The organism is Haloarcula sp. DT43 (assembly GCF_037078405.1).
Classification (GTDB): domain Archaea; phylum Halobacteriota; class Halobacteria; order Halobacteriales; family Haloarculaceae; genus Haloarcula; species Haloarcula brevis.
In genome coordinates this window covers 467,999-490,897 of sequence record NZ_JAYMGZ010000002.1, presented here as the reverse complement: position 1 = coordinate 490,897, position 22,899 = coordinate 467,999, and the positions used below count along the sequence as shown (strand labels likewise).

Sequence of the window (22,899 nt, the reverse complement as noted above, 5' to 3'; positions counted from 1 at the left end):
GGCGACGAGAGATGCTGACAGTTGAAGCGACAGGTCCGCGACCCCTGTGTCGCCACGGAATCACATGTGAGAAACCGCCATGATGTTTTTATTCCGTGGTGTCCAGTGACCGACAACGATGGAAAAAACGCGGGCCGTTGTTACCAGTGTGGCCGCCGTTATCCTCGTCATAACACTCCTTTCCGGCCCGCTCGTCCCCGGTGTCACGGTGGCATCAGAACCAGCCCCGGTCGAACTCGAAACTGGCAACGTCACGGTTTCTGCGGTCGAGATGCCGAGCCAGGTGACGCTCGAAGGGGGGTCCTACGGCGCGGCGAGCTACTACCTCGACGCGCCGCCGGTCCGCGTGCAGTTCTCGAAGCTCACCGGCCGGCCGACACTCGTCTACGAACTCAGAATCGAGGAACTCAGCTACAGCCGGACGACGAACCACTTTCTGGACGACTCGACCGGTGACACCTACGACCTGACGCTGGCGTCGGACACGTTCACCGAAGGGGAGATAGACCGCGATCAGTACAACGGGACCGTTACCGTGCGGAAACGCGACGGCGCGGGCCACGGCGTGGTGGCGGCGCGAAACGTCACGATACCGGTGGTCGAATGACGGCGACGGAGTTCGTCGGCCACCTACGGCAGCGAACGCCCGCGCTGTCGAACGCCCGACAGACCGCGTACGCGGTCCTGTTCGGCGACCGAATCGGCCTGACCGTGTTTCTCGCGACGGTCGTGCTGTTCGGGCTGGTATGGCGGACGGCGTTTCTGATTACTGACTCTTACACGCTGGCGAACGGCCTGTATACCCTCTCGAACGGACAGCTAGCGATGACCGGCGCGGCCTACGGACCCGGGCTCGATACGCCGGGAGCGAACAGCTACGGGGGCCAGTGGTACGCGCGCAACTACGGCGTCATCGTGCTCTCGCTGCCGGTCGTGTTCGTGTTCGACTTGCTCGCCGCCGCCGTCGACCTGCGCATCGCGCTGGTCGCGCTGTGGGCGCTCGCGCTGTTGGCGCTCGTGGTCCAGGCCAGTCACTACGCCGACGGCGACTGGCTCCTCTACGGCGGTAGCGTCGTCGTCCTGGGGGTGTTCGGGCTGAACGTCGCGGTGGCACAGCCGCTCGACGCCGGTCGAATCCACCTGTACGCGCTGCAACTGACGCATCTCCTCATCGCGGCGTTCTCACCGGTGGTTCTCTACAGGCTCTTCGCCCGGATGCACACCCGTCGGCTGGGGCTTCTGAGCGCCGTCGTGCTCACGGCCGGGACGCCGCTGGCGTTCTGGGCGCCGGTGCCGAAACGCCACGTCGTCACCGGCACGGTGGTCGTTTGCGTCGCGTACTGCCTCTACCGGAGCCGCAAGCCGGCAGACGGGGTCCTTATCAGACGGCGACAGACGTTCCGTGCGCTCTCTTACGGGCTGGTCGGGCTGTACGCCTGGGTCCACTCTCCCGAGGCGCTACTGCTCTGTGTCGCGCTGGCGCTGGTCGATTTCCCGACGGCCCCGGACAACAGTCCCCGGACGCTCATCCGTGTCGGCGTCGTCTTCGCTCTCTCCCTGCTGCCGTTCGCTCTCACCAATATCGCTCTCTTCGGCTCCCCAATCAAACCGCCGAGAATGGTTTCCAAGGTCGGTACCCTCAGCGGGGAGGCTGCGAGCAGTGCCAGCGGTGGCACTGGTGGCGGTAGCGGCAGTGGTGCCACTGGCAGCGGTAGCGACAGTGTCGGAACCGGTCGATTCGTCACGTTGCTGGCGTCCGTGGTCGGCCTCGTCGAGAGCGCGATACGGCCGCTGGCTCTCCTGGAGGACCAACTCGCGTTGGGGCTTCACACGGTCCAGCAGCGGCCGAACGACGTGTACCACGCGTTCGTCAGGTCGGGGGGCGCGACCGGGGCGCTCGATATTGACGGCGAGGAATCCGTCAACCTCTCGCTGCTCGAATCCGCGCCGGTGCTCGCCGCTGTGGTCGGTGCGCTCCCGGTCGTCCGCCGGTTGCGGTTGCCGTCGTCGCTAGCTGCCCGAACGCTCAGCGCCGACCGCGCCGTGGACGCGTTCGCGGTGACGACGTTCGTCGGGGTCGTCCTGCTGTACACCGGTCGCTTGCCTCTGCACGCGCAGGTGACCGCCCGGTATCTGTTCCCGCTCTATCCGCTGGGCGTGTATCTGGTCGTGCGGCTTCCGGTCGTGCGCCACAGCCTCACCAGACATTGGCGTCCGTTCCTCTGGACGGTCGCGGGCACGGTGTTGCTCGGCGGGCAGGTGACGGTCGTTCTCGTCGCGCTGACGGTGAACGGCATCGGGGAAGCGTTCCAGTTGCACGCCCTGCTCGGGCTCGGGGTGGCAGTCCCGCTCGGTGTCTGGGCACTGTGTGGTCGCTCCGAGGGATTGACTGGGCGAGCCGGAGCGGTACTTCTCGGAGCGGCGACGGGTTTGTCGGCCGTGTTCGTACTGCTGACGTGCATCGAGTACTACGCGCTGGACGATACGCAGTTCCTGCCGATGATGCGGGTGCTGGGCGAGTTGTTGACGCTCTACTGAGCCGGTGACGGTGAATTTTAGTACGGCCTTGTAGTACCGCCAGCATGGACCGACTCAAGAAGTCCCTGCTCGATGCGCCGATTATAGAGAAGGACGGGTATCACTACTTCGTCCACCCCATCAGCGACGGGGTCCCGATGCTTCGACCGGAGCTTCTGCGCGAAATCGTCATCAAAATCATCCGGAAGGCAGAACTCGACGACGTCGACAAAATCGTCACACCGGCGGCGATGGGCATCCACATCTCGACAGCGGTCTCGCTGATGACCGACATCCCGCTCGTCGTCGTCCGCAAGCGCCAGTACGGCCTCGACGGCGAGGTGTCGCTGTCGCAGGTGACCGGCTACTCCGAGAGCGAGATGTACGTCAACGACGTGTACGAGGGCGACCAGGTGCTCGTCCTCGACGACGTGCTCTCGACCGGCGGGACGCTGGCCGGCCTCACAGGCGCGCTCGAAGACATCGGCGCGGACATCCGCGATATCGTCTGTGTCATCAAGAAAGCCGACGGGACGAACAAGCTCGACGAAGCGGGCTACGACGCCAAGACGCTCATCAACGTCCAGGTCGTCGACGGCGAGGTCACTATCGTCGACGAGCACGGCGACGACTAGGGCGAGTTGCTACGGGAACTGTAAGCGAGTCGGAATCGGCTCGAACGGGGGCGTGTGATATCCGTACCGACACTGGCTCTTTCCGTCATGCGGCCCGTCGGCCGGGATTCGTCGGCGCTATGCGAATCTGGAAGGACTGTCCGCGTTCGAGTTGGGTATCACGTTTTCACAACGACTGGGGGAGCTACGTCGCTCACGGAGTTGTGGGCGGCAAAACATAGCGGGAGGTAGATTTGAACTACCGATCTGCGGGTTATGAGCCCGCCGGAATCTCCTGGCTATCCCATCCCGCTACCTTCTGGTAGTCCGGTCCCCTCATTAAGGGTTGTGATTCGAGAGCCGTCCGTGAGTTAGTACCGCGCTATGGTCACCCGTCCAGGTGGACCTGCCAGGTGAAGACGCTCTCGGCGACGTAGTTGACCAACATTGCGACGCCGATAGCGAGCGGGCTCGCGGCGATGAACCACAGGTCAGTTCCGGCGATAATAAGTTCAATCGTCAGCCACTGCGTGAGCAGCCAGTACACGGCGAGCTGTACCGCGACGCCGCCGGACCGGACCAGATGCGATTTGCCGAGGCGCTTGGCGAACGAACGGCGGCCGGTCTCGCCCTGGCCCGCGAACGTCCAGTGTTCGTTGACCAGAAACATCACGAGAATCGCCGTCTCGACGCCCGCGGCTTTGGCCCACATGTCGCTGACGCCGAAGACCAGGCCGAGCACGGCGAGGACGGTGTTGTCGCTTATCGCGCCGACGACGCCGACGGAGACGAACTGGCCGAACCGGACGCCGGACACCAGCGACTCGAACCGGTCCGGAACGAGGCCTCGGACCCGCCGTTCGAGGTCCGTCATCGGTCCTTCTCGACGAGGGCGGTCGGCTCGTCGAGGTGCTCGGCCAGGGCCGTGTGGAACCCGTCGTCGCGCAACTGTTTCGACCGGTGGCGGGCCGTCAACAGCGCTTCGAGCAGGTCTATCGACGTTCGTATCGGTGAGACCGTCGAGCCGGGCTTGTCTTCCCACTCTATCGGTACCTCTTCGATACACAGGTCCAGCGCGGCCGCCATGGCTATCAGTTCGACGTCCCACGCGAAGCCGGGCTCGTACAGGTGGTCGCGGACGCGCTCCCAGGCGACCGCGTCGATGGCCTTCGCGCCACATTGGTAGTCGTACAGCCTGGCGTCGAGCAACTGACCGGCGAGCCACGCGAAGCCGTCGCCGAGGAACCGGCGGGCGAACGTCTGGTGGCTGGCGACGGTGGCGTCCGGGTGACGGCGGGAGCCGACGGCAAGGTCCGTCCGACCGTCGGTGACCGGAGCCAGTATCCGTTCGAGCGAGGCGACCGGTGTGGACCCGTCCGCGTCGACGAAGGCCAGCACGTCGGTGTCTAACCGCTCGAAGCCGGCGGTTATCGCTGCGCCCTTGCCGCGGCGGTACGGGACCGTGTGGACCTCGACCGGCAGCGAGCGCAGTCGTGCGGCAACGCCGTCACGGGGCGCGTCGAGTTCGACAGCTATCGTCTGAGGGGCCAGGGCGTCGTCGATAGCGGCGACGTAGGTCCCGAGCTGGTCCGTGTCGGGACGGTAGGCAGGGAGAACGACCCCGACGGAACGCGACATTGCCGGATAGTGGGACAGGCGGAAGTAAAAACAGTTCGGAGCTATCGGTCCCTAGCCGGTCGATAGTCGCGGGAGCAACGAAAAAGCGTATAGGCCAGCGAACCGGTCCCTTCACTGATGGAATACGGGCTCCTCGCCACCTGGCTCGCCCTCTACCTCCTGTTACTGTACGCTGGCGGCACCCTCGCCGGAGTGCTGTTTCCCCGCTTTGTCGACCGCGGAGTCGCCTTCGGCGTTCCGGTCGCCGTCTCGATACTGTGGCTCGTCACCTATTTCGTCGGTCGCCTGTCGCTGACGCTGGGCGTCTGGCTCGGCGTCGCGGTCCTCGCCGCAAGCACCGTCGCTGTCTGGCGGTTCGACGGCGCAGTCGACCCCCGGGCCTACGCCGAGACGGCCGGCGTGTTCACGGCCGCGTTCCTGTTTCTCGTCGGCGTGCGGGCGCTCGACCCCGCTATCGTCCCTCTCGGCGGCGAGAAGTTCCTCGATTTCGGCCTGTTGCAGTCGCTGGTCCGGGCCGACAGCCTCCCGCTGGAAGACATGTGGTTCGCCGGCGAGTCGGTCGCGTACTACTACGGCGGGCACCTCGCCGCGGCGGTGCTCACCAGACTCACGGGGACCGCCGGCCAGTTCGCGTACAACCTCGCACTGGCGGGCTTTTACGCCACGCTGGTCACTGCGGCGTACGGACTGGCTGGTACCGTCGCGAGCGACCGAGGCCTCCCGCGGCAGCTGGCCGCCGGCCTCACGGCGTTCTGCGTCGGCCTCGCGAGCAATCTGTCGACGCCCGCGAAGTTCGTCCTCTGGCTCCTCCCCGACGGACTGAGCCGGACAGTTGCCCGGCGGGCCGGTTACGAACTGGAGGGGCTCGCGGCCGGGCCGGACTCGTTCAGCTACTGGGACGCGAGCCGCGTCATCGAGGACAGCGCGGCCGACTTCGCCACGTACGAACCCGGTGCGGCGCTGGTCATCGACGAGTTCCCGCTGTTCGCCTGGCTCAACGGCGACATGCACGCCCACATGATGAGCACGGGCTTCCTGTTGCTGGCCGCCGCGCTCTGTTTCAGCTACTACCAGACCCCGGCAACTGAACGCCGGCGGCGGCTCGCGCTGCTTTTCGGCGCGCTCCCGGCCGTCGCCGGCATCGTGGCCGTGACGAACACGTGGTCGTTCCCGTCGATGGGCGGACTGGCACTGCTGACGGTCACCGTCGCGCCGGCCGACCCGACGACGCTCCTGCCGAAATCCGCCGGACTGCGGCTCCGGCTGAACGGACCCGGTCAGGAGGGCGTCAGGGTCGGGATGGGGCTGGCCGTCGCCGCCGGCGTCCTCGCGCTGGGACTGCTCTGGTCGCTCCCGTTCTGGCTCGGGCCGGCCAGCGGGCGCGAGATAGCGGTCCTGCCCGACCGGACCTCGCTGCTGGAGTTGCTGGCCGTCCACGGCCTGTTCGTCGGCCCGTTCTGGCTGTACCTGTACGCCCAGACCGGCCGTGCCGTCGGGCGGGAGACGGCTCGGGTCGTCGGCCTCGTGGCCGTCGGAACGGCGGCGCTGGCGGCGACGCTTGACGTCGCGGCGGTGGGCCTGCTCGTGCCACTGCTGGTCGGCGCGTGGCTGTTCGCGCGCTCGCCGACGCTCGACCGCACCGTCGACGCGGTCCCGGCGCTGGCCGACGGCGGCGACCGTCCCGTCGGCTTCGAAGCCGTGTTGGTTCTCGCCGGTGCGGGCCTGGTCCTGCTCGTCGAGTTCGTCTTCGTCAGGGAGAACATCGGCCGGATGAACACCGTGTTCAAGACGTACATGCAGGTGTGGGTGCTCTGGGGGGTCGCCGCCGGCCCCGTGCTGGCGTGGCTGCTCACCAGCTGGCGGCCGACAGGCGAACGGGCGCGAGCGTGGGCCGGGACCGGCGTCCGGGTGTTCGTCGCCCTGCTGGTCTGTTCGGCGTCGCTGTACGGCGTGTTCGCGCTCTCGAACCACGTCGAGTACGCCGGCGACCCGACGCTGGACGGCCTGGCGTACCTCGACGACGACCACCCCGCGGAGGCCGAGGCGATTCGGTGGCTCGACGCGACGACGGAGGGCCGGCCGACCATCGTCACGGCCGCGCCGGCGGGCTACCAGTGGGACGCCAGCGAGGGCGAGGGCGCGAGTGCGCCCGCGAGCCTGACCGGCCTGCCGACCGTCGCGGGCTGGACCCACGAGGCCCAGTACCGCAACGACACGGTGTACGACCGCCGCGTCGACGACGTGGAGACGATATACACGGGCGAGCCGACCGAGCAGCGTCGCCTCCTCGACGCCTACGACGTGCGCTACGTCTACGTCGGCCCCGCCGAGCGGGCCCGCTACGGCGAAGTGACGGTCGACCAGCTACAGGGCGTGACCGTGGCAAAACGGACCGAGGGAGTCACGATATATCGGGTCCGGCCGGCGCAGTTCTGAGATGGGGAGGACGGCGAAAAGACGGGCCGTTCAGGACTCGGCGTTCGGCGGCGCGCGCTCGCGGAGGACGGTGACGGCTTCGGCCTCGATGTCTTCGGTGTCCAGGTGCATCGGGATGTACTCCTGTGTCTTGAACGTCTCCTCCTCGTCCTCCGAGCCGATGGTACACCACAGCTGTGGCCGGTCCGGGCCGTGCCAGTCGCCCTGCCGCGAGACCGAGAACACCTCGTACTCCTCGTCGTCGTACTCGATGCGGCCGCCCTTTCGGAGCCCCGGGTCGCCGTGGATAATGAGCTTCTTCATGCGCCCTCCTTCGCCAACAGCGTACTTAGTGACTTCGAAGGCGACTGCGACACCGAACGCGGGCTGGCAGGAGCAGCGGGCCGACCTGTAGCTAGAATGCCCTTATATTCTTACGAATGGTGTTTAGATGCTTAACATCCTGATAGCGGAGATTTATATATCCGAATCGACGACAGTCATGTATGTTGAAACAACAGCAGCGGGCGTGCGAGCGGGCCTCGGTCGTGGTCAACGCGATGGACGACGGGGGACGGATGGAACTCAGGGACGTCGAGACCGACGAGACCTACGAGGTCGTGGACTACATCGACGACGAACTGGCCGCGAAACTGGGGTCGCTCTCGGCCGGCGAAGCGGTGAATCTCGAACTCGTGGCCGGGACGGACGCGTCCGACGTGTTCGGCGCGGTCCGCATCGAATCGACCGGTCCTTCCGCGCGGTTCCAGTAGAGTGTCACGGGCGGGCGGAGCGAAGCAGACGCGGGAAGCGGGGGCAAACGGTAGGTGCGAACCAAACGGGTTTTAAGCGGTCACGTCAAATCGCTCGGTAAGGCCGATATCTATGCAGATGCCACGACGATTCAATACGTACTGTCCGCACTGTAACGAGCACCAAGAACACGAGGTCGAGAAAGTCCGGAGCGGCCGCCAGACGGGAATGAAGTGGATCGACCGCCAGCGCGAGCGCAACTCCGGTATCGGGAACGACGGGAAGTTCTCGAAGGTTCCGGGTGGCGACAAGCCCACCAAGAAGACGGACCTCAAGTACCGCTGTGGCGAGTGTGGGAAAGCCCACCTCCGCGAGGGATGGCGCGCCGGCCGACTGGAGTTCCAGGAGTAACGATGGCAGGAAGCTTCATCACCGTCGAATGCCCCGACTGCGAGAACGAACAGACCCTCTTCGAGAAGGCCGCGAGCGAGGTCTCGTGTGCCGTCTGTGGCCACACCATCGCTCGCCCCACCGGCGGGAAGGCCGACATCGAAGGCGAAGTGACCGCCGTCGTCGAGGCCCGATAGGATGAAATACAGCGGCTGGCCCGAACCGGGCGAACTCGTCGTCGGCAAAATCGACGAGATCGAGGACTTCGGCGTGTTCGTCGACCTGGACGAGTACGAGGGCAAGCGCGGCCTCTGTCACATCTCAGAGGTCGCCAGCGGATGGATAAAGAACGTCCGCGACCACGTCAACGAAGGGCAGACAGTCGTTGCCAAGGTGCTCGACGTCGACGAGAGCGCCCAGCAGATAGACCTCTCGATAAAGGACGTCAACGACCACCAGCGAAAGGAGAAGATTCAGGAGTGGAAAAACGAGCAGAAGGCCGACAACTGGATGGAGCTGGCCTTCGGCGAGGACCTGGACGACGAGACCTACGCCGCCATCGCCAACGAGCTGCTCGCGGAGTTCGGCTCGATGTACGACGGGTTCGAGTCGGCGGCGATTCACGGCGAGGACGCCCTCGAAGACGTCGACCTCTCCGAGGAGGAAATCGACGCCATCGTCCAGACGGCTCGGAACAACGTCTCCGTCCCGTACGTCCAGGTCACCGGCTACGTCGACCTGTCCTGTCCCGAAAGCGACGGCGTCGACGTCATCAAGGAAGCCCTGCAGGCCGCGGAGGGTAACGGCGAGGTCCCCGACGAGATAGAACTCGAAGTGACCTACGTCGGCTCGCCCGAGTACCGCATCCAGGTCCAGGCACCCGACTACAAGACCGCCGAGGACGCCCTCGAAGAGAGCGCGGACCGCGCGGCCGCGGTCGTCGAACAACACGGCGGCGCGGGGCAGTTCCACCGCGAGCGCAGCGAAGACGACGAGTAAGCGGTCTCGGTCACATCGATGAAATCGGACATCCGCGTCTGTGCCGCCTGGACATCTGAACACGACCGGCCGGTGTACACGCTCGCGTCGACCTGTCCGGACTGTGGAGGCGAGGCGGTCAACAGCGCACCCGCTCCGTTCTCGCCTGAAGACAGCTACGGCGAGTATCGACGTTCTCTTAAGCGACGCCGCCGCGAATAAGCCGTATGGACGAATTCGACATCGAGACTGTAGCGGACCCCGACCTCGAGGACCCGGTTCTGGTCGAGGGGCTGCCCGGCGTCGGCCACGTCGGCAAACTCGCCGCCGAGCATCTGCTGGAGGAACTCGAAAGCGAACTCGTGCGCCGCGTCTACTCGACGCACTTCCCGCCCCAGGTCAGCATCGACGAGGGGCAGGCACAGCTCGCCTGTGCCGAGTTCTACGCCGTCACGCCCGACGAGGGCCAGGACCTGCTCGTGCTCTCCGGGGACCACCAGGCCCAGGACAACCAGGGCCACTACGGCCTGACCGACACGTTCCTCGACATCGCCGACGAGTTCGGCGTCCAGCGGGTGTTCGCCCTCGGCGGCGTCCCGACCGGCGAACTCATCGAGGAGTACGACGTGCTCGGTGCGACGACGACCGAGGATTTCAAGGAAACGCTGGAAGACGCCGGCGTCGCCTTCCGCGAGGACGAGCCCGCCGGCGGCATCGTCGGCGTCTCCGGCCTGCTGCTGGGCCTGAGCAAGCGCCGCGACGTTCCGGCCGGCTGCCTCATGGGCGAGACCTCCGGCTACCTGGTCGACCCCAAGAGCGCACAGGCGGTCCTCGAAATCCTCCAGGACGTCATCGGGTTCGAGGTCGACTACAGTTCGCTCGAGGACCGCGCCGACGAGATGGAGGAGGTCGTCCGGAAGATACAGGAGATGGAACAGCAGAACTCCCCGTCGCCCGCCGACGAGGACCTCAGATACATCGGCTGAGGCGGACAGCCTCGCGGAGAGCGAGAATTTCTTTACCGCCGGGGCACTAACGACTGCCCGTGCAGACACAACCGGGCGTAGTGCCGGAGTGGCTGGTCCTCGGACTCGTCCTTGGTGTCGCTGGAACTATCGTCGTCGCCGGGCTGTTCGTCCTCGCGAACCGCGTGTTTCCGGCCGAGCGGCCCAACCGACAGGCGACCGACGGCGGCGAGATGCGGCGGCGCGCGGAGCTACGGGAGTACCTCACCGCCATCGACGAGCAGTTCGCCGAGAACCACTTCGTCGAGGGGCAACACGTCGCCTTCTACCTGCCGAAACGCGACGTGGCGATAACGTTCGACGCGCGGGCGTACTACCGCATCGAGCGGTCCCCGACAGTCCCGGTACTGGTCGAACACGAGATGCCCGGGGCGGCTCTCGGTGCGCGCCTGCCCTTCGAGACGCCGACGGTCGACCTCGGTCCGGACCCCGAAGAGCAGGTCCACCCGGCGGTCCAGGCGTTCGGCGAGCTGGGACTGACGCGGAACGCCACCCTCGACGACGTGAAATCGGCCTACCGCGAGCGCGTCAAGGAGGTCCACCCCGACCACGGCGGGACCGAAGCCGAGTTCAAACGCGTCCGCGAGGCGTACACGACGGCGAAACAGCACGCCGCCGAGCCCTCGACACAGCGAGCGTCCTGAGAGCGGGGGTTCGGGCCCGGAGCGTGCCCCGCCGGGCGGTCGCTCGGTCAGTAGGCTTTTGTCGAACTCTTTGGAAGTCGGCCTATGCCCGAGTTGCCCTCCGTTTCCCGACGCCGTGCCCTCGCGGCCGTCGGCGCTACCGCGATAGGGGTCGGGAGCTACGTCGCGGGACTCCGGTCGGCAGACGCCGCGCCCGACTGGCTCGCCGGCCGCGACTGTGCCCCGTCCCCGCTGGTCACGAGTCCGACCGACTGGTCGTTTCCGCGCCACGACCGGGCGAACACCGGTCACGCCCCCGCCCGCGCCGGCCCGGACTGGCCGCTCGACCGTCGCTGGGAGCGGTCGTGGCCCGTCGGGGACCTCCACGAACTCCGAGCGCTCGCCGTCGCCGACGGCGTCGTTGTCGCCCTCCTGGTCGCCAGCCCGCGGAGCCACCTGCTCGCGCTCTCGCTCGCTGACGGGCGAGTGCGCTGGCGTCGCCCGGTCGGGGACGCGGGCTACGGATACGCCTTCGCCGCTGGCGGGACGGCCTTCGTCGAGGGGGCGGTGCCCGATTCGTCGGCCAGGTTCGCCGCCCGCTCGCTCGGCGACGGCGAGGCGTTGTGGACCGGCCCCGTCTCCGCACACGTCCCACAGACGCTCGCTGACGGCCGGCTGCTCGCGGTCACCCGGTCCCCGGACCGGACGCGCGACGAGGCACACTTCGCCGTCACCGCGTTCGACGCCCGGACCGGCGTCGAGTGCTGGCGCGCCGTCCACCGGGGACGCCCGCACGACATCGCGGTCGCCGACGGCCGGCTCGTCCTCCCGACGCGCGACCGCGGCGTTCTCGCGCTGGACCCCGCCTCGGGCGACCGACAGTGGCGGTCCGACCACGGGGGCGACGGGGTCGCCGTCGTCGACGGACACGTGGTAGCTCAGCGGTTCCCGGGCGAGTTGCGAGCCGTGTCGCTTGCGGACGGGTCGAGCGAGTGGCACGTCCGGAGCGAGCACTTCCTCGACGGTGGGGAGAGCGACGACGGGACGCAGTACGCCCGCCCGGGCTTCGAGGTCGGCGCGGTCACGCCGGCGGCGGTCGTGTACACGCTAAACGTGTACAGCGACTATCCTCGGCGACTGCGGGCCCGCAGTCTCGACACCGGCGACCTCCTGTGGAACGTCGGACCGGAGCCGACTCCCGTCGAGTTCCACGGCTACTCGCGGCCGATAGTGGTCGGAGACGAGGTCCTGGCGGTCCGGTACGCCCGGCGAGCGGAGACCGACGACCCGCCGGACGCGCTCCTGCGGCTCGACGTCGACAGCGGGACCGAACGCGGCCGGATTCCCTTCCCCACCGACGAGCGCGTCTACGCCCCGGTAGTCGCCGACGGCACGCTCGTCGTCCCGACGGACGAGCGGGTGCTCGCCTACACGTAACGCCGGCTGGGGCCGGGACTTCGAGGGCAGCCAGGAAGTGCCGACCGACGCCAGCTTCGGGCGCGGTCGGACAGCGACTACGGCGTCACGACGAGCTTGCCGACGCTGTCGCGGTCCTGCATCGCGGCGAAGGCCGCACCGGTCGCGTCGAGCGGGTACGTCGCGTCGATTTCCGGGGCGAGTTCGCCGTCTGCGAGGAGCCCGACGAGCCGTTCCAGGTCGCTCTGTGTTCCCATCGTGCTCCCGATGACGCGCTTGTGACCGAGGAACAGGTCGGGGACGTCGATTTCGGACGTGCCGCCGGCCGTCCGGCCACAGACGGCCATCCGGCCGCCGCGTCGCAGCACGTCCAGGCCGACCTGCGTGTACTCGCCGCCGAGGTGATTGAGCACGCCGTCGACCGCTCCGATATCGCCGACTGCCGCCCGAATCTCGTCCGGGTCGGTGCTCTGGATGGCGTGGTCCAGGCCGAGCGACTCGACGCGGTCCAGTTTCGCCCGAGCGGAGGAGGTGCCGACGGTGTGAGCGCCGAGCACATCGGCCAGTTGGACGCCCGCGACGCCGACGCCGCCGGTGACGCCCGGGACGAACACCAGGTCGCCCGGGCCGGCCTCGACCCGCCGGAGCATGTGGAAGGCGGTCATGTAGGCCGTCGGCAGCGCGGCCGCCTCGACCGTGTCCACGCCGTCGGGAAGCGCGACGAGGCGGTCGGCCTGCACGCGGGCCGCCTCGGCGAGGCCGCCGTGGTACAGCGAGAAGTTCGCACAGAGGTTCTCCGGCCCCTCCCGGCAGTAGCGGCAGGTCCCGCAGGTCTCGTTCGGGCAGAGGACCACGCGGTCCCCGGGTTCGACGCCGGTGACGCCCTCGCCGACGGCGTCGACGGTCCCGGCGACGTCGAGGCCGGTGACGAACGGCAGGTCGTCCGCGTCGACCATCGCGGAGTCGCCTTCGAGAATCCAGAGGTCGTGGCGGTTGATGGCACACGCCTCGACGGAGACCACCGCCTCACCGCGTCCGGGGTCGGGGGTCGGTTGGTTGACAATCGAGACGCCGTCCGGGCCAGTGAGTTCGCTGAACGCTGCGGCGCGCATCGGGCCATCCTTGTGCCACGACGGTCTAAACGACACCGAAGTGTGCGGTGCTGTGTCACGACGGTTCCACGCCGACCGCGCCCTCAGATACCCTGGCTCATGAGGTGACTCCGCAGCAGGTCCGCCTCCTTGCTGCCGGCGACGGGGTTCACGAGGACGACCACGTCGTCGCCGTCGAAGGCACCGTCGTCGGAAAGCGCCCGCGCACCGGCGACGGCCGTCCCGCCGGTCGCGCCCGTTTCCGGCCCCATCTCGCAGCCGTCAACGGCACCGGCCAGGATGTCCTTGTCCGGGACGGCCACGCCGCCCCCGCCCGAGCGCTCCAGCGAGTCCAGCGCCGCCGTGCCGGCCGCGGGGTCGGGGACTTCGAGCGGGCCGACGATGGTGTCGGGGTGCTCGACCGTCGTCGGCTCGTCGTCGCCCTCGCGTGCGGCGTCGGCGATGGCGGCCGCTGAATCCGGCTGTGCGGCGTAGATTCGCGGGACCGAGTCCGCGAGGCCGCTGTCGACCGCCGCCCGGAACCCGCGTTCGAGGCCGACGACCGTCTCGCCGTGGCCGGTGGGGTGGACCACCGCGTCGGGAGCCGCCCAGCCGAGGTCGTCGGTGGTCTCGAAGGCGACGGACTTGGCCCCCTCGACGCGGAAGGGGTGGCCGGGCGCGACGGGAACCCAGTCCCCGTCGGCCCCGGCCAGTTCCTCGTCGAAGGCCGAGACAGCGTCGTCGTAGCGGCCCTCGACGACGCGCATGTCGCCGCCGTGGACGTTCACCATCGCCTTGTTGAGGAACGGACACCGCGAGGGAACGAAGCCCTTCGACTCGACGCCGGCGCGGGCCGCGTAGGCGGCGCTGGCCTGTGCGCCGTTGCCCGTCGAGGGCGTCACGACGCGCTCGGCCCCGCGCTGCGTGGCGGCGGTGACCGACAGCGAGAGCTTGCGGTCGCCCAGCGAGGCCGTCGGATTGCGTCCCTCGTCTTTGACGTACACCGAGTCGACGCCGAGTTCGTCGGCCAGGTCCGGGACCGGGACGAGCGGCGTCGCCCCCTCGCCGAGCGTCACCGTCGCGTCGCGCGGGAACGGTCGCAGCGGTTCGTACCGACTCGGCCCCGTCGCGTCGGGTAGCGCCGCGGGCGTCAGGGGCGGGAGGTCGTAGTCGCCGACGAGGACCCCGCCGCAGTCGGGACAGCGGTCGGCCGTGCTGTCGGTTGTTGCGCCACACGCCGTGCAGATGAGGCCGCGAAACGCCGCAGTCGTCTCCATGTCTCACCCTCTGGCCGGGACGACCAAGTGTGGTCCGGTCCGGCTTCAGCACGCTCTTGTCCCGGGCGCTCGAACCGGAGGGTATGACAGATGTCGTCGTCGCCGGGGGCGGACTCGCCGGGCTGGTCGCCGCCCGGCACCTGGCCGAGTCGGGCCGTGACGTGACCGTCTTCGAACAGGCCCCGGAGGTCGGGGGCCGCGTCCGGACGGTCCGCGAGGACGGCTACACGTTCGACCGCGGGTTCCAGGTCATGTTTTCGGCCTACCCCGCGGCCGAGCGCGAACTCGACATCGAGGCGCTGTCCCCGCGCACCTTCACGCCGGGGGCGACAATCGCCGGCCCGAACCACCGCTCGGTGCTGTCGGACCCGCTTCGCAACCCCACGGCCGCGCCACAGACGCTGCTCAACACCGACGTGCGCACGGCCGACAAGCTCAGGCTGTTCCGGCTCCAGCGCGAACTGGCCGGCGTCGAGCCGGCCGAACTGCTCTCCCGTGGCGGGCAGACAATCCGGGAGTACCTCGCCGACTACGGGTTCTCGAAGCGGTTCGTCGAGCGGTTCGCCGCGCCCTTCTACGGCGGTATCACGCTCGACCGCTCGCTGGGGACCGACAGCAGCATCTTCCAGTACACCTACAAGATGCTGAGCGAGGGCGAGATATTCGTCCCCGCCGAGGGGATGCAGGCGATGCCGCGCCAGCTCGCCGACCGCGCTCGTTCGGCGGGCGCGACCATCGAGACCGACGCGGCCGTCACGGGCTTAGAGGCCCACGAGGACGAGGTCACGGCCGAGGTGGGCACGGAGACGGTGACGGCCGAGAGCGCCGTCGTCGCGACGGACCCGGAGACGGCGGCGAAGCTGACCGGCATCGGGGCGATTCCGACCGAGCCCGTCGGCTGTGTCACCCAGTACTTCGCGCTCCCGACGAACCGCGCGCCGACGACCGGCAAGCGTATCGTCCTCAACGCGGCCGACGACCGGCCCAACACCGTCGCGCCGCTGTCGGCGGTCGCCAGCGAGTACGCACCCGCCGGCATGGAGCTGTACAGCGCCACGTTCCTCGGGACGCCCGACGCGAGCGACGCTGACCTGGCCGACGAGGTCCGCGACGCGCTCCGGTCGTGGTACCCGAACGCGAGCTTCGAGGCGCTCGAACACCTCCGGACCGACCGGGTCCCGTTCTCGCAGTTCGCCCAGCCGCCGGGGTACCGGGAGTCGCTTCCGGACCCGACAGCGCCGGACGGGAACGCGGTGCTGGCCGGTGACTACACCCGCTGGTCGTCGATACAGGGCGCGCTGGAGAGCGGAAAAGTGGCCGCCGACCTGCTCCGATAAAAAAAAACCGACTGCGACGGTCTACGCGGCCGGACCGCCGCTATTCGTGTTTCCCTCGTGGTCGTGTCCCTCCCCTTCGAGGACTTCCGAGACGTACTTTATCGTCGCGAAGTACAGCGCCACGAGCGAGAGCAGCGTAATCGCGATGAGACCCAGCGCGATTTCTGTCTGAACCATATTCCAGCGTCCACCGTCGCGGGTCAAATACTTACCGTTATAGCATGCGGCGGAACTCCCCCAGCGGCGGGAACGACAGCGTCTCGCGCCCGCTCTCGTCCCAGACCACTGGCTCCAGTCGGTCGGCGTCGGTGACCAGCGGGGACTGGAAGTCACCGGCGCGCATCTCGTTGACCTCGACGCCGGCGTTCAGCCTGTTGAACGACGGGAGCATCACCACGTCGCTGCCGCGGTACTGGCCGGGCCCGGCGAGATAGCAGGGCCGGCGCTGGCCCTCGATGGAGATCGTGGGATGGTCGTGCCCGACGACGTAGCGGTCAGCGTCGGCCGCGGGGGCCTCGTGGCCGTGGCAGACGACCGTCTCGCCGACCCGGTACTCCGGTTCAGTCGGGCCGTCCCACACGCTGTCGAGCATCGTGTCGTGGTTGCCCGGCGTTACGAGGAGACGGGCACCAGCCCCCTGACAGGCGCTTTTGAGCCCCGCAACAGTGCTCTCGACCGACCGGGGGACGGTCCGGAACGAGTGCAGCAGGTCGCCCGCGACGACGACCTCGTCGGGGTCGTGGCGCTCCACGAGCGACTGGAACCGCTGGACCATGTCGGAGCCGGAGCCGACCGGGAGTTCGAGGGAGCCGCCCGTGCCGCGGCCGACGTGGAGGTCCGCGACGACGAGCGTGCCGTCGAGCAGGAGCGCCCGGTCGTCGTAGCTGACTGCCATCGCCGTGAGGTCGGCGCTGACGACGCTTATATTGTCGGTCACGCGGACGGTCAGCGCGGGGCCGCCCGCCTATCCGGCCCTGACAGTGTCGGTGGTATTTTTACCTGCGACTCCCGTGAATCCTGTATGGTCGACGTCCTGGAGAACAAGCGGGCCGCGACGCGGTTTCGGGTCCTCGTGGAGATCGCCGAGCGCCAGCCCGCTGTGAGTCAGGGCGAAATCGCCGAGGCTGTCGGCGTGACGAGCCAGGCCGTCAGCGAGTACATCCGCGAACTCGTCGACGACGGCCTGGTCGAGAAGGAGGGGCGGTCCCGCTACCGCGTCACCAAGGAGGGCGTCGACTGGGTGTTCCAGTCCGCGACCGACGTGCGCCGGTTCGCCGACCACGTCACCGACGACGTGCTCGGCAGCGTCCAAGAGGACGCCGCCATCGCTACGGCGGACCTGGCGGAGGGCGAGACGGTCACGCTCTCGCTGGCCGACGGCCTGCTACACGCCCACCCCGGCGGCGGCGACGCGACGGGCGTGACGACGACCAGCGCCGCGGAAGGCGAGGTCGTCGGCGTCACCGGCTTCGAGGGCGTCATCGACCTCGACCCCGGCCACGTCAGCGTCATCCAGGTCCCGCCGGTCCGGTCGGGGCCGGTCGAGAACGTCGACGACATCGCCGCGGCCTGCGCCGACGTGCCAATCGTCACCGCCGCCGGGGTCGAGGCCGTCGTCGCGCTCCGGAACGCCGAGGTTGAGCCGACGACGCACTTCGCGGCGGGCGAGGTGGCCGCCGCCGCCGCGTCCAGGGGACTGGACGCCGTCGTCGTGGCCACGCAGGACACCGTCGGGCGCGTGACCGACGCGCTCCGGGACGCGAGCGTCGACTACGACGTGACGCAGTGACCGCGAGTGGCGGGACTTTTCCGGCCGGCTACCGTCGGGACAGCCATGAGTGACCACGACGTACACGACGCCGTCGAAGCGTTCTTGGACGAAGCCGACGACGCCTACGGCGAGTACGAGCAGGGGTACGCCGACGCCGACGCGACGCTCCGGCGGCTGGAGACAGCCATCGAGGAACTGCGGACGGCGAGCGCGGAGTAACGCCCGGTCGGGCGAACAGATTTGTAGTCACAGAGTCATGTAGCCGTATGACCGACGTGGTTCTGGTCGACGGCGCACGCACCGCACACGGCGACCTGCTCGGGGGGCTCTCGGGGCGGTCCGCCGTCGAACTGGGCGGTGCGGCCGTCGAGGGGCTGCTCGACCGGACCGGACTCGACCACGGCGTGCTGGACTGGGTCGGCCTCGGCAACGCGGTTCAGGCCGGCGTCGGCCAGGTCCCCGCCCGACAGGTCGTCGTCGAGTCGCCGCTTCCCGACGGCGTGGCCGCGACGACGCTGAACGAGGCCTCGGGGTCCGGCCTGCGGGCGGTTACGACCGCCGTCGACCGCATCGAAGCGGGCCGCGCCGCGACCTGCATCGCCGGCGGCATGGAGTCGATGTCGAACGCGCCGTACCTCGTGCCGGACATGCGCGGCGGCCGACGGCACGGCAACGGCGAACTGGTCGACGCGATGATATGGGACTCCCTGTGGGACAAACAGTACGACGCCCACATGGGGACGCTGACCGAGGAGTTCGCCGCCGAACACGACATCAGCCGGGAGGCACAGGACGAGTACACCCGCCGGAGCAACCACCGGGCCGCCGACGCCATCGAGGCGGGGACGTTCGGCGAGGAGCTGGTGCCCGTCGAGACGGCGGACGGGCTCGTGACCGAGGACGAGGGACCGCGGGCCGACACCACGGTCGAGCAGTTGGCGGCGCTCCCGCCGGCCTTCGTCGAGGGCGGCACCATCACCGCCGGCAACGCCTCGAAGCTCTCGGACGGCGCGGGCGCGGTGGTGCTCGCCGACGCCGAGACCGTCGAGCGCGAGGGCATGGGGCCGATGGCTCACGTCGAGGACTACGCCGTGTCCTATCGCGACCCTGCAGAGTTCTCGCTGGCTGTCGCCGACGCCGTCGAGGAACTGCTGGAGCGCAACGACCTCGCCGTCGCCGACGTGGAGCACTTCGAACTCAACGAGGCCTTCGCCGCCCAGATGGTCTACGTCGCCGACGAACTGGGGATTCCCAGCGAGAAGCACAACCCGCTCGGCGGCGCGGTGGCGCTCGGTCACCCAATCGGGGCCAGCGGCGGCATCCTTACGACGACGCTGCTGTACGCGATGGAGCGCGAGGACCATCACCGCGGCGTGGTGGGGATGAGCGTCGGCGGTGGCGGCGCGATAGCGATGTCGGTCGTCCGGTAAGTCCCGTCAGCGCCGAGGCGAGTGAGCGTCGGCGGTGGCGGCGCGATAGCGATGTCGGTCGTTCAGAAAACACGCCAGCGGGCCGGGAGTGGGCGGCGGTTCCCCCGTTGCAGTCGCTCTCGGTCGGCGTTCACCCGGTTTCGTTCGGCGTGATCCGCACTCTGATGACGTCCTCGGTCGCCGGGTAGTCGTACCCGTTGACATCCGCGATGGGCGCGACGGTGCCGCGTTCGACGAGACCGACGTTCGCGCCGCGCTGGCGGGGAGCCTGGTCGCCTCCGACGCCGGGTTCCTCGTTGACCTCGGTCCCGGCGTCCCAGAGGCCGGCCCGGTCGGTCACGTCGCCGGCCACCGGGGCGTTCCCGTCGCCGGTGAAAAGCGCCATCCCGGCGGCTCCGCCGAGGGCGTAGAACAGGTCGTTGGACTGGATGAACATCGTCACCAGCGAGAGGTACTGCGTCGGGCGGCCGCTCGCCGCCTCGACAGTGAACTCGTAGGCGTCGCCGGGACCGATGGGCGCGGGGCCGTCGGCACCGACCGGGGTCGTGAACGCGCCGCTTTCGAGCACGGTGTCGCGGGCGTGCAGCGACTCTACGAGGCGGCCGGGCATCCCGTCCTCGGCGATCTCTTCAAGGCCGTTGTCGCGCTCGGGATGCCCAGCGGAGAACATCGGCTCGTCGCGCGTGTGGACGGCGTAGGCGCCGGGCGAGAGCGGAACCGGTTTCGTCCCGTCCGTGGTGTCGAGCGTCGACCCGTCGGAGACGTTCTCGATGCGGACGGTGAAGGTCCTGCTCGTCGACTGTGCGTCGTTCTGTGCCGCCGTCGCGCCGATGCCGATGGCACCGAGGCCGACCGCGGTCCCCGCGGCCAGGAACCCGCGGCGACTCAAGCGGGCGTCGGCGGCTGTGGATTCGTCTGAACTCATGGCGTCTCTGTCCCGAGTGGGACGTCGGGAACGTCGCCGAGCAGCGATATATCAATATTTCAAACTTTCGATCGAAACAGTACCAACTCTGTGACCAGTTCGGCCCGGTTCCGGCGGTCGACGCAAGCGTGCCCGCGCGTCGACCGTGGCTCGCGGAATCGGGAAGAATTATCGGGCCGGCCCACTCCAGAGAGAGTATGACAGGGTTCTCTCGACGAGTCGAGCAGGTATCGATTTCGGGCATCCGCGAAGTGTTCGAGGCCGCCGGCGAGGACGCCATCAACCTCGGGCTGGGTCAGCCGGACTTCCCGACGCCGGACCACGCCCGCGAGGCGGCCGTCGAAGCCATCCGGAGCGGGAAGGTCGACGCCTACACGTCGAACAAGGGGACCGAGGCGCTGCGCGAGGCCATCGCCGCCAAACACGCCCGGGACAACGACCTCGACGTGGACCCGGAGGACATCATCGCCACGTCGGGCGGGAGCGAGGCGCTGCACATCGCGCTCGAGGCCCACGTCGACGCGGGCGAAGAGGTCATCTTCCCCGACCCCGGCTTCGTCTCCTACGACGCGCTCACGCACCTCGCCGGCGGGACGCCGCGGCCGGTTCCGCTGCGCGACGACCTGACGATGGCCCCCGAGACGGTCGAGGAAGCCATCACGGACGACACGGCGGCGTTCGTCGTGAACTCGCCCGCGAATCCCACGGGCGCGGTGCAGTCGCCCGAGGACATGCGGGCGTTCGCCCGCATCGCCGACGAGCACGACGTGCTGTGTATCTCCGACGAGGTGTACGAACACCAGGTGTTCGAGGGCGAGCACCGCTCCCCGGCGGAGTTCAGCGAGACGGGCAACGTCGTCGTGGTCAACGCCTGCTCGAAGGCGTACTCGATGACTGGCTGGCGACTCGGCTGGGTCACCGGCGCGAACGACCGTATCGAGCGGATGCTGCGCGTCCACCAGTACGCACAGGCCTGCGCGTCGGCCCCCGCGCAGTACGCTGCCGAGGCGGCGCTGCGCGGGCCACAAGACCCCGTGGCGGAGATGCGAGCGGCGTTCGAAGAGCGCCGAGACGTCTTGCTAGACGGGCTCGAATCCATGGGACTCGACTGTCCCACGCCGAAAGGCGCGTTCTACGCGATGCCGAAGGTCCCCGAGGGCTGGGTCGACGAGGTCATCGACCGCGGCGTCGTCGTCGTCCCCGGCGAGGCCTTCGGCGAACACGGCGCGGGCTACGCCCGAATCTCCTATGCGACGGACATGGAGACGCTGAAAGAGGCTATCGAGGTCATGGCCGACGCGACGGCGGCCGTCCGCTGAGGCCGGAACGCGGCCGCGTGACCCACTATCGGTCCGGCGACACTGGACCCGAATTTGGAACAGTCTCGGAAGGGAGTGCGAACAAGGGTTATGCCGGTCGCTGTCCTGTCTCCGACAATCCACCGTGTCACATGCGAACGAAACCGGAGGCGGACTGTTCGGCGGGGAGAGACAGGACTATAAAACGGGCCGACGCAGTTCTCGGGAGGACAGTGGGATGGAGAAAGCGCTCTGGTATCTGCTGACGGCGACGCGCGGCGGCGCCAACCGAGCGCGCATCATCGACGCCCTCTCGGACCGACCGATGAACGCGAACGAGCTCGCCGACGAACTGGACGTGGGCTACAAGACCATCAGACACCACATGGAACAGCTAGAAGAGCACGGCGTCGTTGAGTCCGGCGACGAGAGCTACGCCAGACTGTACTTCCTGACCGACCGGTTCGACAACTACCGCGACACCTTCGAGGAAATCGTGGAGAAGATGGACGAATGAGGCGACGAACCAGCATCCGGGCCGCGCTCGGCGGGCGGGGGGAGCGGCGCTGATGGCGATGGGACCGCTCATCACCGCCGCGGCGGCGCTCGCGGGGCTCAACGTCCTGCTGTTGCTCCCGCTGCTTGGCGTGTGGGTCCGCAACTACGCGACGTTCCGGACGGGACTGGTCGCCGGTCTCATCGCCTTCGCCGTCGCCATGCTCGCGGAGAACGCCATCGCCGTCTACTTCTTCTTCTCGATGCAAAGCTTCTACGCCGGCGACCCGCACGTTCAGCAGGCCGTGCTGGTCCTGCGCTCGCTGCAGTTCGTGGCGATTGCCGGGCTGAGCTACACGACGCTGCGGTGACCCGTCACAGCGGCGGCCGTTCTGGCCGGCCCGAACTGACCCACACCGCCGAGCGAACACGTTCGGGGCAAGTGCCTGCCCAAACGGGACCGTCGTCGGACGTATGCACACGGACCGGGAGACCGTACGTGAACTCGACGTTCGACAGGTCGACGGGGAACCGTTCGGACACATCATGGACGCGCTGGACTCGGTCGGCGAGGGTGAGACGCTCCGGCTCGTGAACAGTTTCGAGCCGGTGCCGCTGTACGACGTGCTCACGAGGAAGGGGTACCAGTACGACGCCGAACAGGTCGCCGACGGGGAGTGGCACGTCACGATACGACCGGAGTGAGATGCGGACCGAGCGCGTCTCGCGGTGGTTCGTCGCCGCCAGCGCGCTGTTTTTCGTCTGCTTCCACGCCGCGATGGCGGTCGCCGTGCCCCGCCGTGTCGTCGTCACGCTCGGGCTCTACCCGCCGGCAGTCGGCGTCTGGCCCTGTGCAGATGACCGGACGGCGCTGCTCTCGATTGCACTGCTTGGGAGCGGACTCGG

The 22,899-nt window shown here is 68.4% G+C and carries 28 protein-coding genes and 1 tRNA gene; 20 read left to right on the top strand and 9 right to left on the bottom strand.

Going from position 1 to position 22,899, the window contains the following annotated elements; translation table 11 throughout:
• Window positions 1-118 precede the first annotated feature (118 nt).
• The 3 genes from VI123_RS09860 to hpt are packed head-to-tail and all read left to right on the top strand — an operon-like array spanning window position 119 to window position 3,152.
• On the top strand, window positions 119-607 hold the full coding sequence (locus VI123_RS09860) for a hypothetical protein (RefSeq protein WP_336337883.1): 489 nt from the start codon (window positions 119-121) through the stop codon (window positions 605-607).
• Window positions 604-2,538: a hypothetical protein gene (locus VI123_RS09855; RefSeq protein WP_336337882.1), complete on the top strand. Its 1,935-nt coding sequence runs from the start codon at window positions 604-606 to the stop codon at window positions 2,536-2,538. The genes VI123_RS09860 and VI123_RS09855 overlap by 4 nt, the downstream gene beginning before the upstream one ends.
• A gap of 44 nt (window positions 2,539-2,582) precedes the next feature.
• Window positions 2,583-3,152, top strand: coding sequence for a hypoxanthine/guanine phosphoribosyltransferase (hpt, locus tag VI123_RS09850; RefSeq protein ID WP_336337881.1), 570 nt, complete (start codon window positions 2,583-2,585; stop codon window positions 3,150-3,152).
• Between the two features lie 218 nt (window positions 3,153-3,370).
• Here the strand turns inward: hpt and VI123_RS09845 are convergent.
• From VI123_RS09845 to VI123_RS09835, 3 genes are all read right to left on the bottom strand, one after another.
• A tRNA-Met gene (locus VI123_RS09845) sits at window positions 3,371-3,445 on the bottom strand.
• Window positions 3,446-3,519: 74 nt separating this feature from the next.
• Entirely contained in the window at window positions 3,520-4,005 is a 486-nt protein-coding gene (locus VI123_RS09840) for a GtrA family protein (protein ID WP_336337880.1), read from the bottom strand.
• Window positions 4,002-4,769 carry a glycosyltransferase gene (locus VI123_RS09835; RefSeq protein ID WP_336337879.1) on the bottom strand — a complete coding sequence of 256 codons (768 nt, stop codon included), beginning with the start codon at window positions 4,767-4,769 and terminating at the stop codon, window positions 4,002-4,004. The genes VI123_RS09840 and VI123_RS09835 overlap by 4 nt, the downstream gene beginning before the upstream one ends.
• Window positions 4,770-4,886: 117 nt before the next feature.
• On the opposite strand from VI123_RS09835, the gene VI123_RS09830 reads away from it, so the two are divergent.
• Entirely contained in the window at window positions 4,887-7,205 is a 2,319-nt protein-coding gene (locus VI123_RS09830) for a DUF2298 domain-containing protein (protein ID WP_336337878.1), read from the top strand.
• 30 nt (window positions 7,206-7,235) lie between these two features.
• On the opposite strand, the gene VI123_RS09825 is transcribed toward VI123_RS09830, so the two are convergent.
• Window positions 7,236-7,508, bottom strand: a complete 273-nt coding sequence (locus VI123_RS09825; RefSeq protein WP_336337877.1) for an HAH_0734 family protein — start codon at window positions 7,506-7,508, stop codon at window positions 7,236-7,238.
• Window positions 7,509-7,690: 182 nt separating this feature from the next.
• Between VI123_RS09825 and VI123_RS09820 the strand changes: the two genes are divergently transcribed.
• The 8 genes from VI123_RS09820 (at window position 7,691) to VI123_RS09785 (ending at window position 12,390) form a co-directional block, all read left to right on the top strand.
• Window positions 7,691-7,957 carry a hypothetical protein gene (locus tag VI123_RS09820; RefSeq protein WP_336337876.1) on the top strand — a complete coding sequence of 89 codons (267 nt, stop codon included), beginning with the start codon at window positions 7,691-7,693 and terminating at the stop codon, window positions 7,955-7,957.
• A gap of 112 nt (window positions 7,958-8,069) precedes the next feature.
• Window positions 8,070-8,348, top strand: a complete 279-nt coding sequence (locus tag VI123_RS09815) for a 50S ribosomal protein L44e (RefSeq protein ID WP_004593654.1) — start codon at window positions 8,070-8,072, stop codon at window positions 8,346-8,348.
• A 2-nt stretch (window positions 8,349-8,350) separates the two neighbouring features.
• A complete protein-coding gene (locus tag VI123_RS09810) occupies window positions 8,351-8,524 on the top strand; it encodes a 30S ribosomal protein S27e (protein ID WP_004518703.1) in 174 nt (57 codons plus the stop codon).
• A gap of 1 nt (window position 8,525) precedes the next feature.
• Window positions 8,526-9,326, top strand: coding sequence for a translation initiation factor IF-2 subunit alpha (locus VI123_RS09805; protein ID WP_336337875.1), 801 nt, complete (start codon window positions 8,526-8,528; stop codon window positions 9,324-9,326).
• An 18-nt stretch (window positions 9,327-9,344) separates the two neighbouring features.
• The gene (locus VI123_RS09800; protein WP_336337874.1) at window positions 9,345-9,527 is read left to right on the top strand and encodes an RNA-protein complex protein Nop10; all 183 of its coding nucleotides are present in this window, start codon (window positions 9,345-9,347) and stop codon (window positions 9,525-9,527) included.
• A gap of 5 nt (window positions 9,528-9,532) precedes the next feature.
• A complete protein-coding gene (locus VI123_RS09795) occupies window positions 9,533-10,291 on the top strand; it encodes a proteasome assembly chaperone family protein (protein ID WP_336337873.1) in 759 nt (252 codons plus the stop codon).
• Window positions 10,292-10,350: 59 nt separating this feature from the next.
• A complete protein-coding gene (locus tag VI123_RS09790) occupies window positions 10,351-10,974 on the top strand; it encodes a J domain-containing protein (RefSeq protein ID WP_336337872.1) in 624 nt (207 codons plus the stop codon).
• An 84-nt stretch (window positions 10,975-11,058) separates the two neighbouring features.
• Window positions 11,059-12,390: an outer membrane protein assembly factor BamB family protein gene (locus VI123_RS09785; RefSeq protein ID WP_336337871.1), complete on the top strand. Its 1,332-nt coding sequence runs from the start codon at window positions 11,059-11,061 to the stop codon at window positions 12,388-12,390.
• A gap of 77 nt (window positions 12,391-12,467) precedes the next feature.
• Here VI123_RS09785 and VI123_RS09780 read toward each other — a convergent pair whose 3' ends face one another.
• Together VI123_RS09780 and VI123_RS09775 are read right to left on the bottom strand one after the other, a co-directional pair.
• Window positions 12,468-13,481: an alcohol dehydrogenase catalytic domain-containing protein gene (locus tag VI123_RS09780; RefSeq protein WP_336337870.1), complete on the bottom strand. Its 1,014-nt coding sequence runs from the start codon at window positions 13,479-13,481 to the stop codon at window positions 12,468-12,470.
• 83 nt (window positions 13,482-13,564) lie between these two features.
• Window positions 13,565-14,737 (bottom strand): threonine synthase, encoded by a 1,173-nt coding sequence (locus VI123_RS09775; protein WP_336337869.1) that lies wholly within the window; start codon window positions 14,735-14,737, stop codon window positions 13,565-13,567.
• Between the two features lie 83 nt (window positions 14,738-14,820).
• Here VI123_RS09775 and VI123_RS09770 point away from each other — a divergent pair, with 83 nt between their 5' ends.
• A complete protein-coding gene (locus VI123_RS09770; RefSeq protein ID WP_336337868.1) occupies window positions 14,821-16,074 on the top strand; it encodes an NAD(P)/FAD-dependent oxidoreductase in 1,254 nt (417 codons plus the stop codon).
• A gap of 21 nt (window positions 16,075-16,095) precedes the next feature.
• Here VI123_RS09770 and VI123_RS09765 read toward each other — a convergent pair whose 3' ends face one another.
• Together VI123_RS09765 and VI123_RS09760 are read right to left on the bottom strand one after the other, a co-directional pair.
• Window positions 16,096-16,251, bottom strand: coding sequence for a hypothetical protein (locus tag VI123_RS09765; protein WP_336337867.1), 156 nt, complete (start codon window positions 16,249-16,251; stop codon window positions 16,096-16,098).
• A gap of 37 nt (window positions 16,252-16,288) precedes the next feature.
• Complete coding sequence (locus VI123_RS09760; protein WP_336338266.1) at window positions 16,289-16,969, bottom strand: metallophosphoesterase; 681 nt, start codon at window positions 16,967-16,969, stop codon at window positions 16,289-16,291.
• A gap of 126 nt (window positions 16,970-17,095) precedes the next feature.
• On the opposite strand from VI123_RS09760, the gene VI123_RS09755 reads away from it, so the two are divergent.
• Genes VI123_RS09755 through VI123_RS09745 form a run of 3 tightly spaced genes read left to right on the top strand, consistent with a single transcriptional unit; the run spans window position 17,096 to window position 19,275 of the window.
• The gene (locus VI123_RS09755; protein WP_336337866.1) at window positions 17,096-17,863 is read left to right on the top strand and encodes a DUF7839 domain-containing protein; all 768 of its coding nucleotides are present in this window, start codon (window positions 17,096-17,098) and stop codon (window positions 17,861-17,863) included.
• Between the two features lie 45 nt (window positions 17,864-17,908).
• Window positions 17,909-18,064, top strand: a complete 156-nt coding sequence (locus tag VI123_RS09750) for a hypothetical protein (protein WP_336337865.1) — start codon at window positions 17,909-17,911, stop codon at window positions 18,062-18,064.
• 47 nt (window positions 18,065-18,111) lie between these two features.
• Window positions 18,112-19,275 (top strand): thiolase family protein, encoded by a 1,164-nt coding sequence (locus tag VI123_RS09745; RefSeq protein WP_336337864.1) that lies wholly within the window; start codon window positions 18,112-18,114, stop codon window positions 19,273-19,275.
• A 130-nt stretch (window positions 19,276-19,405) separates the two neighbouring features.
• Here the strand turns inward: VI123_RS09745 and VI123_RS09740 are convergent, their stop codons facing one another.
• Window positions 19,406-20,200, bottom strand: a complete 795-nt coding sequence (locus VI123_RS09740; protein WP_336337863.1) for a spondin domain-containing protein — start codon at window positions 20,198-20,200, stop codon at window positions 19,406-19,408.
• A gap of 197 nt (window positions 20,201-20,397) precedes the next feature.
• On the opposite strand from VI123_RS09740, the gene VI123_RS09735 reads away from it, so the two are divergent.
• From VI123_RS09735 to VI123_RS09720, 4 genes are all read left to right on the top strand, one after another.
• Window positions 20,398-21,519, top strand: a complete 1,122-nt coding sequence (locus VI123_RS09735) for a pyridoxal phosphate-dependent aminotransferase (protein WP_336337862.1) — start codon at window positions 20,398-20,400, stop codon at window positions 21,517-21,519.
• Window positions 21,520-21,736: 217 nt separating this feature from the next.
• Window positions 21,737-22,015, top strand: a complete 279-nt coding sequence (locus VI123_RS09730; RefSeq protein WP_336337861.1) for an ArsR/SmtB family transcription factor — start codon at window positions 21,737-21,739, stop codon at window positions 22,013-22,015.
• Between the two features lie 52 nt (window positions 22,016-22,067).
• Window positions 22,068-22,364: a hypothetical protein gene (locus tag VI123_RS09725; RefSeq protein WP_008310576.1), complete on the top strand. Its 297-nt coding sequence runs from the start codon at window positions 22,068-22,070 to the stop codon at window positions 22,362-22,364.
• A 103-nt stretch (window positions 22,365-22,467) separates the two neighbouring features.
• Window positions 22,468-22,698, top strand: coding sequence for a DUF2249 domain-containing protein (locus VI123_RS09720; protein WP_336337860.1), 231 nt, complete (start codon window positions 22,468-22,470; stop codon window positions 22,696-22,698).
• The last annotated feature ends 201 nt before the right edge of the window (window positions 22,699-22,899 follow it).

Coding starts and splice junctions, on each gene's coding strand:
- VI123_RS09860 (WP_336337883.1), top strand. CDS start 119: ATGGAAAAAACGCGGGCCGTTGTTACCAGTGTGGCCGCCGTTATCCTC.
- VI123_RS09855 (WP_336337882.1), top strand. CDS start 604: ATGACGGCGACGGAGTTCGTCGGCCACCTACGGCAGCGAACGCCCGCG.
- hpt (WP_336337881.1), top strand. CDS start 2,583: ATGGACCGACTCAAGAAGTCCCTGCTCGATGCGCCGATTATAGAGAAG.
- VI123_RS09840 (WP_336337880.1), bottom strand. CDS start 4,005: ATGACGGACCTCGAACGGCGGGTCCGAGGCCTCGTTCCGGACCGGTTC.
- VI123_RS09835 (WP_336337879.1), bottom strand. CDS start 4,769: ATGTCGCGTTCCGTCGGGGTCGTTCTCCCTGCCTACCGTCCCGACACG.
- VI123_RS09830 (WP_336337878.1), top strand. CDS start 4,887: ATGGAATACGGGCTCCTCGCCACCTGGCTCGCCCTCTACCTCCTGTTA.
- VI123_RS09825 (WP_336337877.1), bottom strand. CDS start 7,508: ATGAAGAAGCTCATTATCCACGGCGACCCGGGGCTCCGAAAGGGCGGC.
- VI123_RS09820 (WP_336337876.1), top strand. CDS start 7,691: ATGTTGAAACAACAGCAGCGGGCGTGCGAGCGGGCCTCGGTCGTGGTC.
- VI123_RS09815 (WP_004593654.1), top strand. CDS start 8,070: ATGCAGATGCCACGACGATTCAATACGTACTGTCCGCACTGTAACGAG.
- VI123_RS09810 (WP_004518703.1), top strand. CDS start 8,351: ATGGCAGGAAGCTTCATCACCGTCGAATGCCCCGACTGCGAGAACGAA.
- VI123_RS09805 (WP_336337875.1), top strand. CDS start 8,526: ATGAAATACAGCGGCTGGCCCGAACCGGGCGAACTCGTCGTCGGCAAA.
- VI123_RS09800 (WP_336337874.1), top strand. CDS start 9,345: ATGAAATCGGACATCCGCGTCTGTGCCGCCTGGACATCTGAACACGAC.
- VI123_RS09795 (WP_336337873.1), top strand. CDS start 9,533: ATGGACGAATTCGACATCGAGACTGTAGCGGACCCCGACCTCGAGGAC.
- VI123_RS09785 (WP_336337871.1), top strand. CDS start 11,059: ATGCCCGAGTTGCCCTCCGTTTCCCGACGCCGTGCCCTCGCGGCCGTC.
- VI123_RS09780 (WP_336337870.1), bottom strand. CDS start 13,481: ATGCGCGCCGCAGCGTTCAGCGAACTCACTGGCCCGGACGGCGTCTCG.
- VI123_RS09775 (WP_336337869.1), bottom strand. CDS start 14,737: ATGGAGACGACTGCGGCGTTTCGCGGCCTCATCTGCACGGCGTGTGGC.
- VI123_RS09770 (WP_336337868.1), top strand. CDS start 14,821: ATGACAGATGTCGTCGTCGCCGGGGGCGGACTCGCCGGGCTGGTCGCC.
- VI123_RS09765 (WP_336337867.1), bottom strand. CDS start 16,251: ATGGTTCAGACAGAAATCGCGCTGGGTCTCATCGCGATTACGCTGCTC.
- VI123_RS09760 (WP_336338266.1), bottom strand. CDS start 16,969: ATGGCAGTCAGCTACGACGACCGGGCGCTCCTGCTCGACGGCACGCTC.
- VI123_RS09755 (WP_336337866.1), top strand. CDS start 17,096: ATGGTCGACGTCCTGGAGAACAAGCGGGCCGCGACGCGGTTTCGGGTC.
- VI123_RS09750 (WP_336337865.1), top strand. CDS start 17,909: ATGAGTGACCACGACGTACACGACGCCGTCGAAGCGTTCTTGGACGAA.
- VI123_RS09745 (WP_336337864.1), top strand. CDS start 18,112: ATGACCGACGTGGTTCTGGTCGACGGCGCACGCACCGCACACGGCGAC.
- VI123_RS09740 (WP_336337863.1), bottom strand. CDS start 20,200: ATGAGTTCAGACGAATCCACAGCCGCCGACGCCCGCTTGAGTCGCCGC.
- VI123_RS09735 (WP_336337862.1), top strand. CDS start 20,398: ATGACAGGGTTCTCTCGACGAGTCGAGCAGGTATCGATTTCGGGCATC.
- VI123_RS09730 (WP_336337861.1), top strand. CDS start 21,737: ATGGAGAAAGCGCTCTGGTATCTGCTGACGGCGACGCGCGGCGGCGCC.
- VI123_RS09725 (WP_008310576.1), top strand. CDS start 22,068: ATGGCGATGGGACCGCTCATCACCGCCGCGGCGGCGCTCGCGGGGCTC.
- VI123_RS09720 (WP_336337860.1), top strand. CDS start 22,468: ATGCACACGGACCGGGAGACCGTACGTGAACTCGACGTTCGACAGGTC.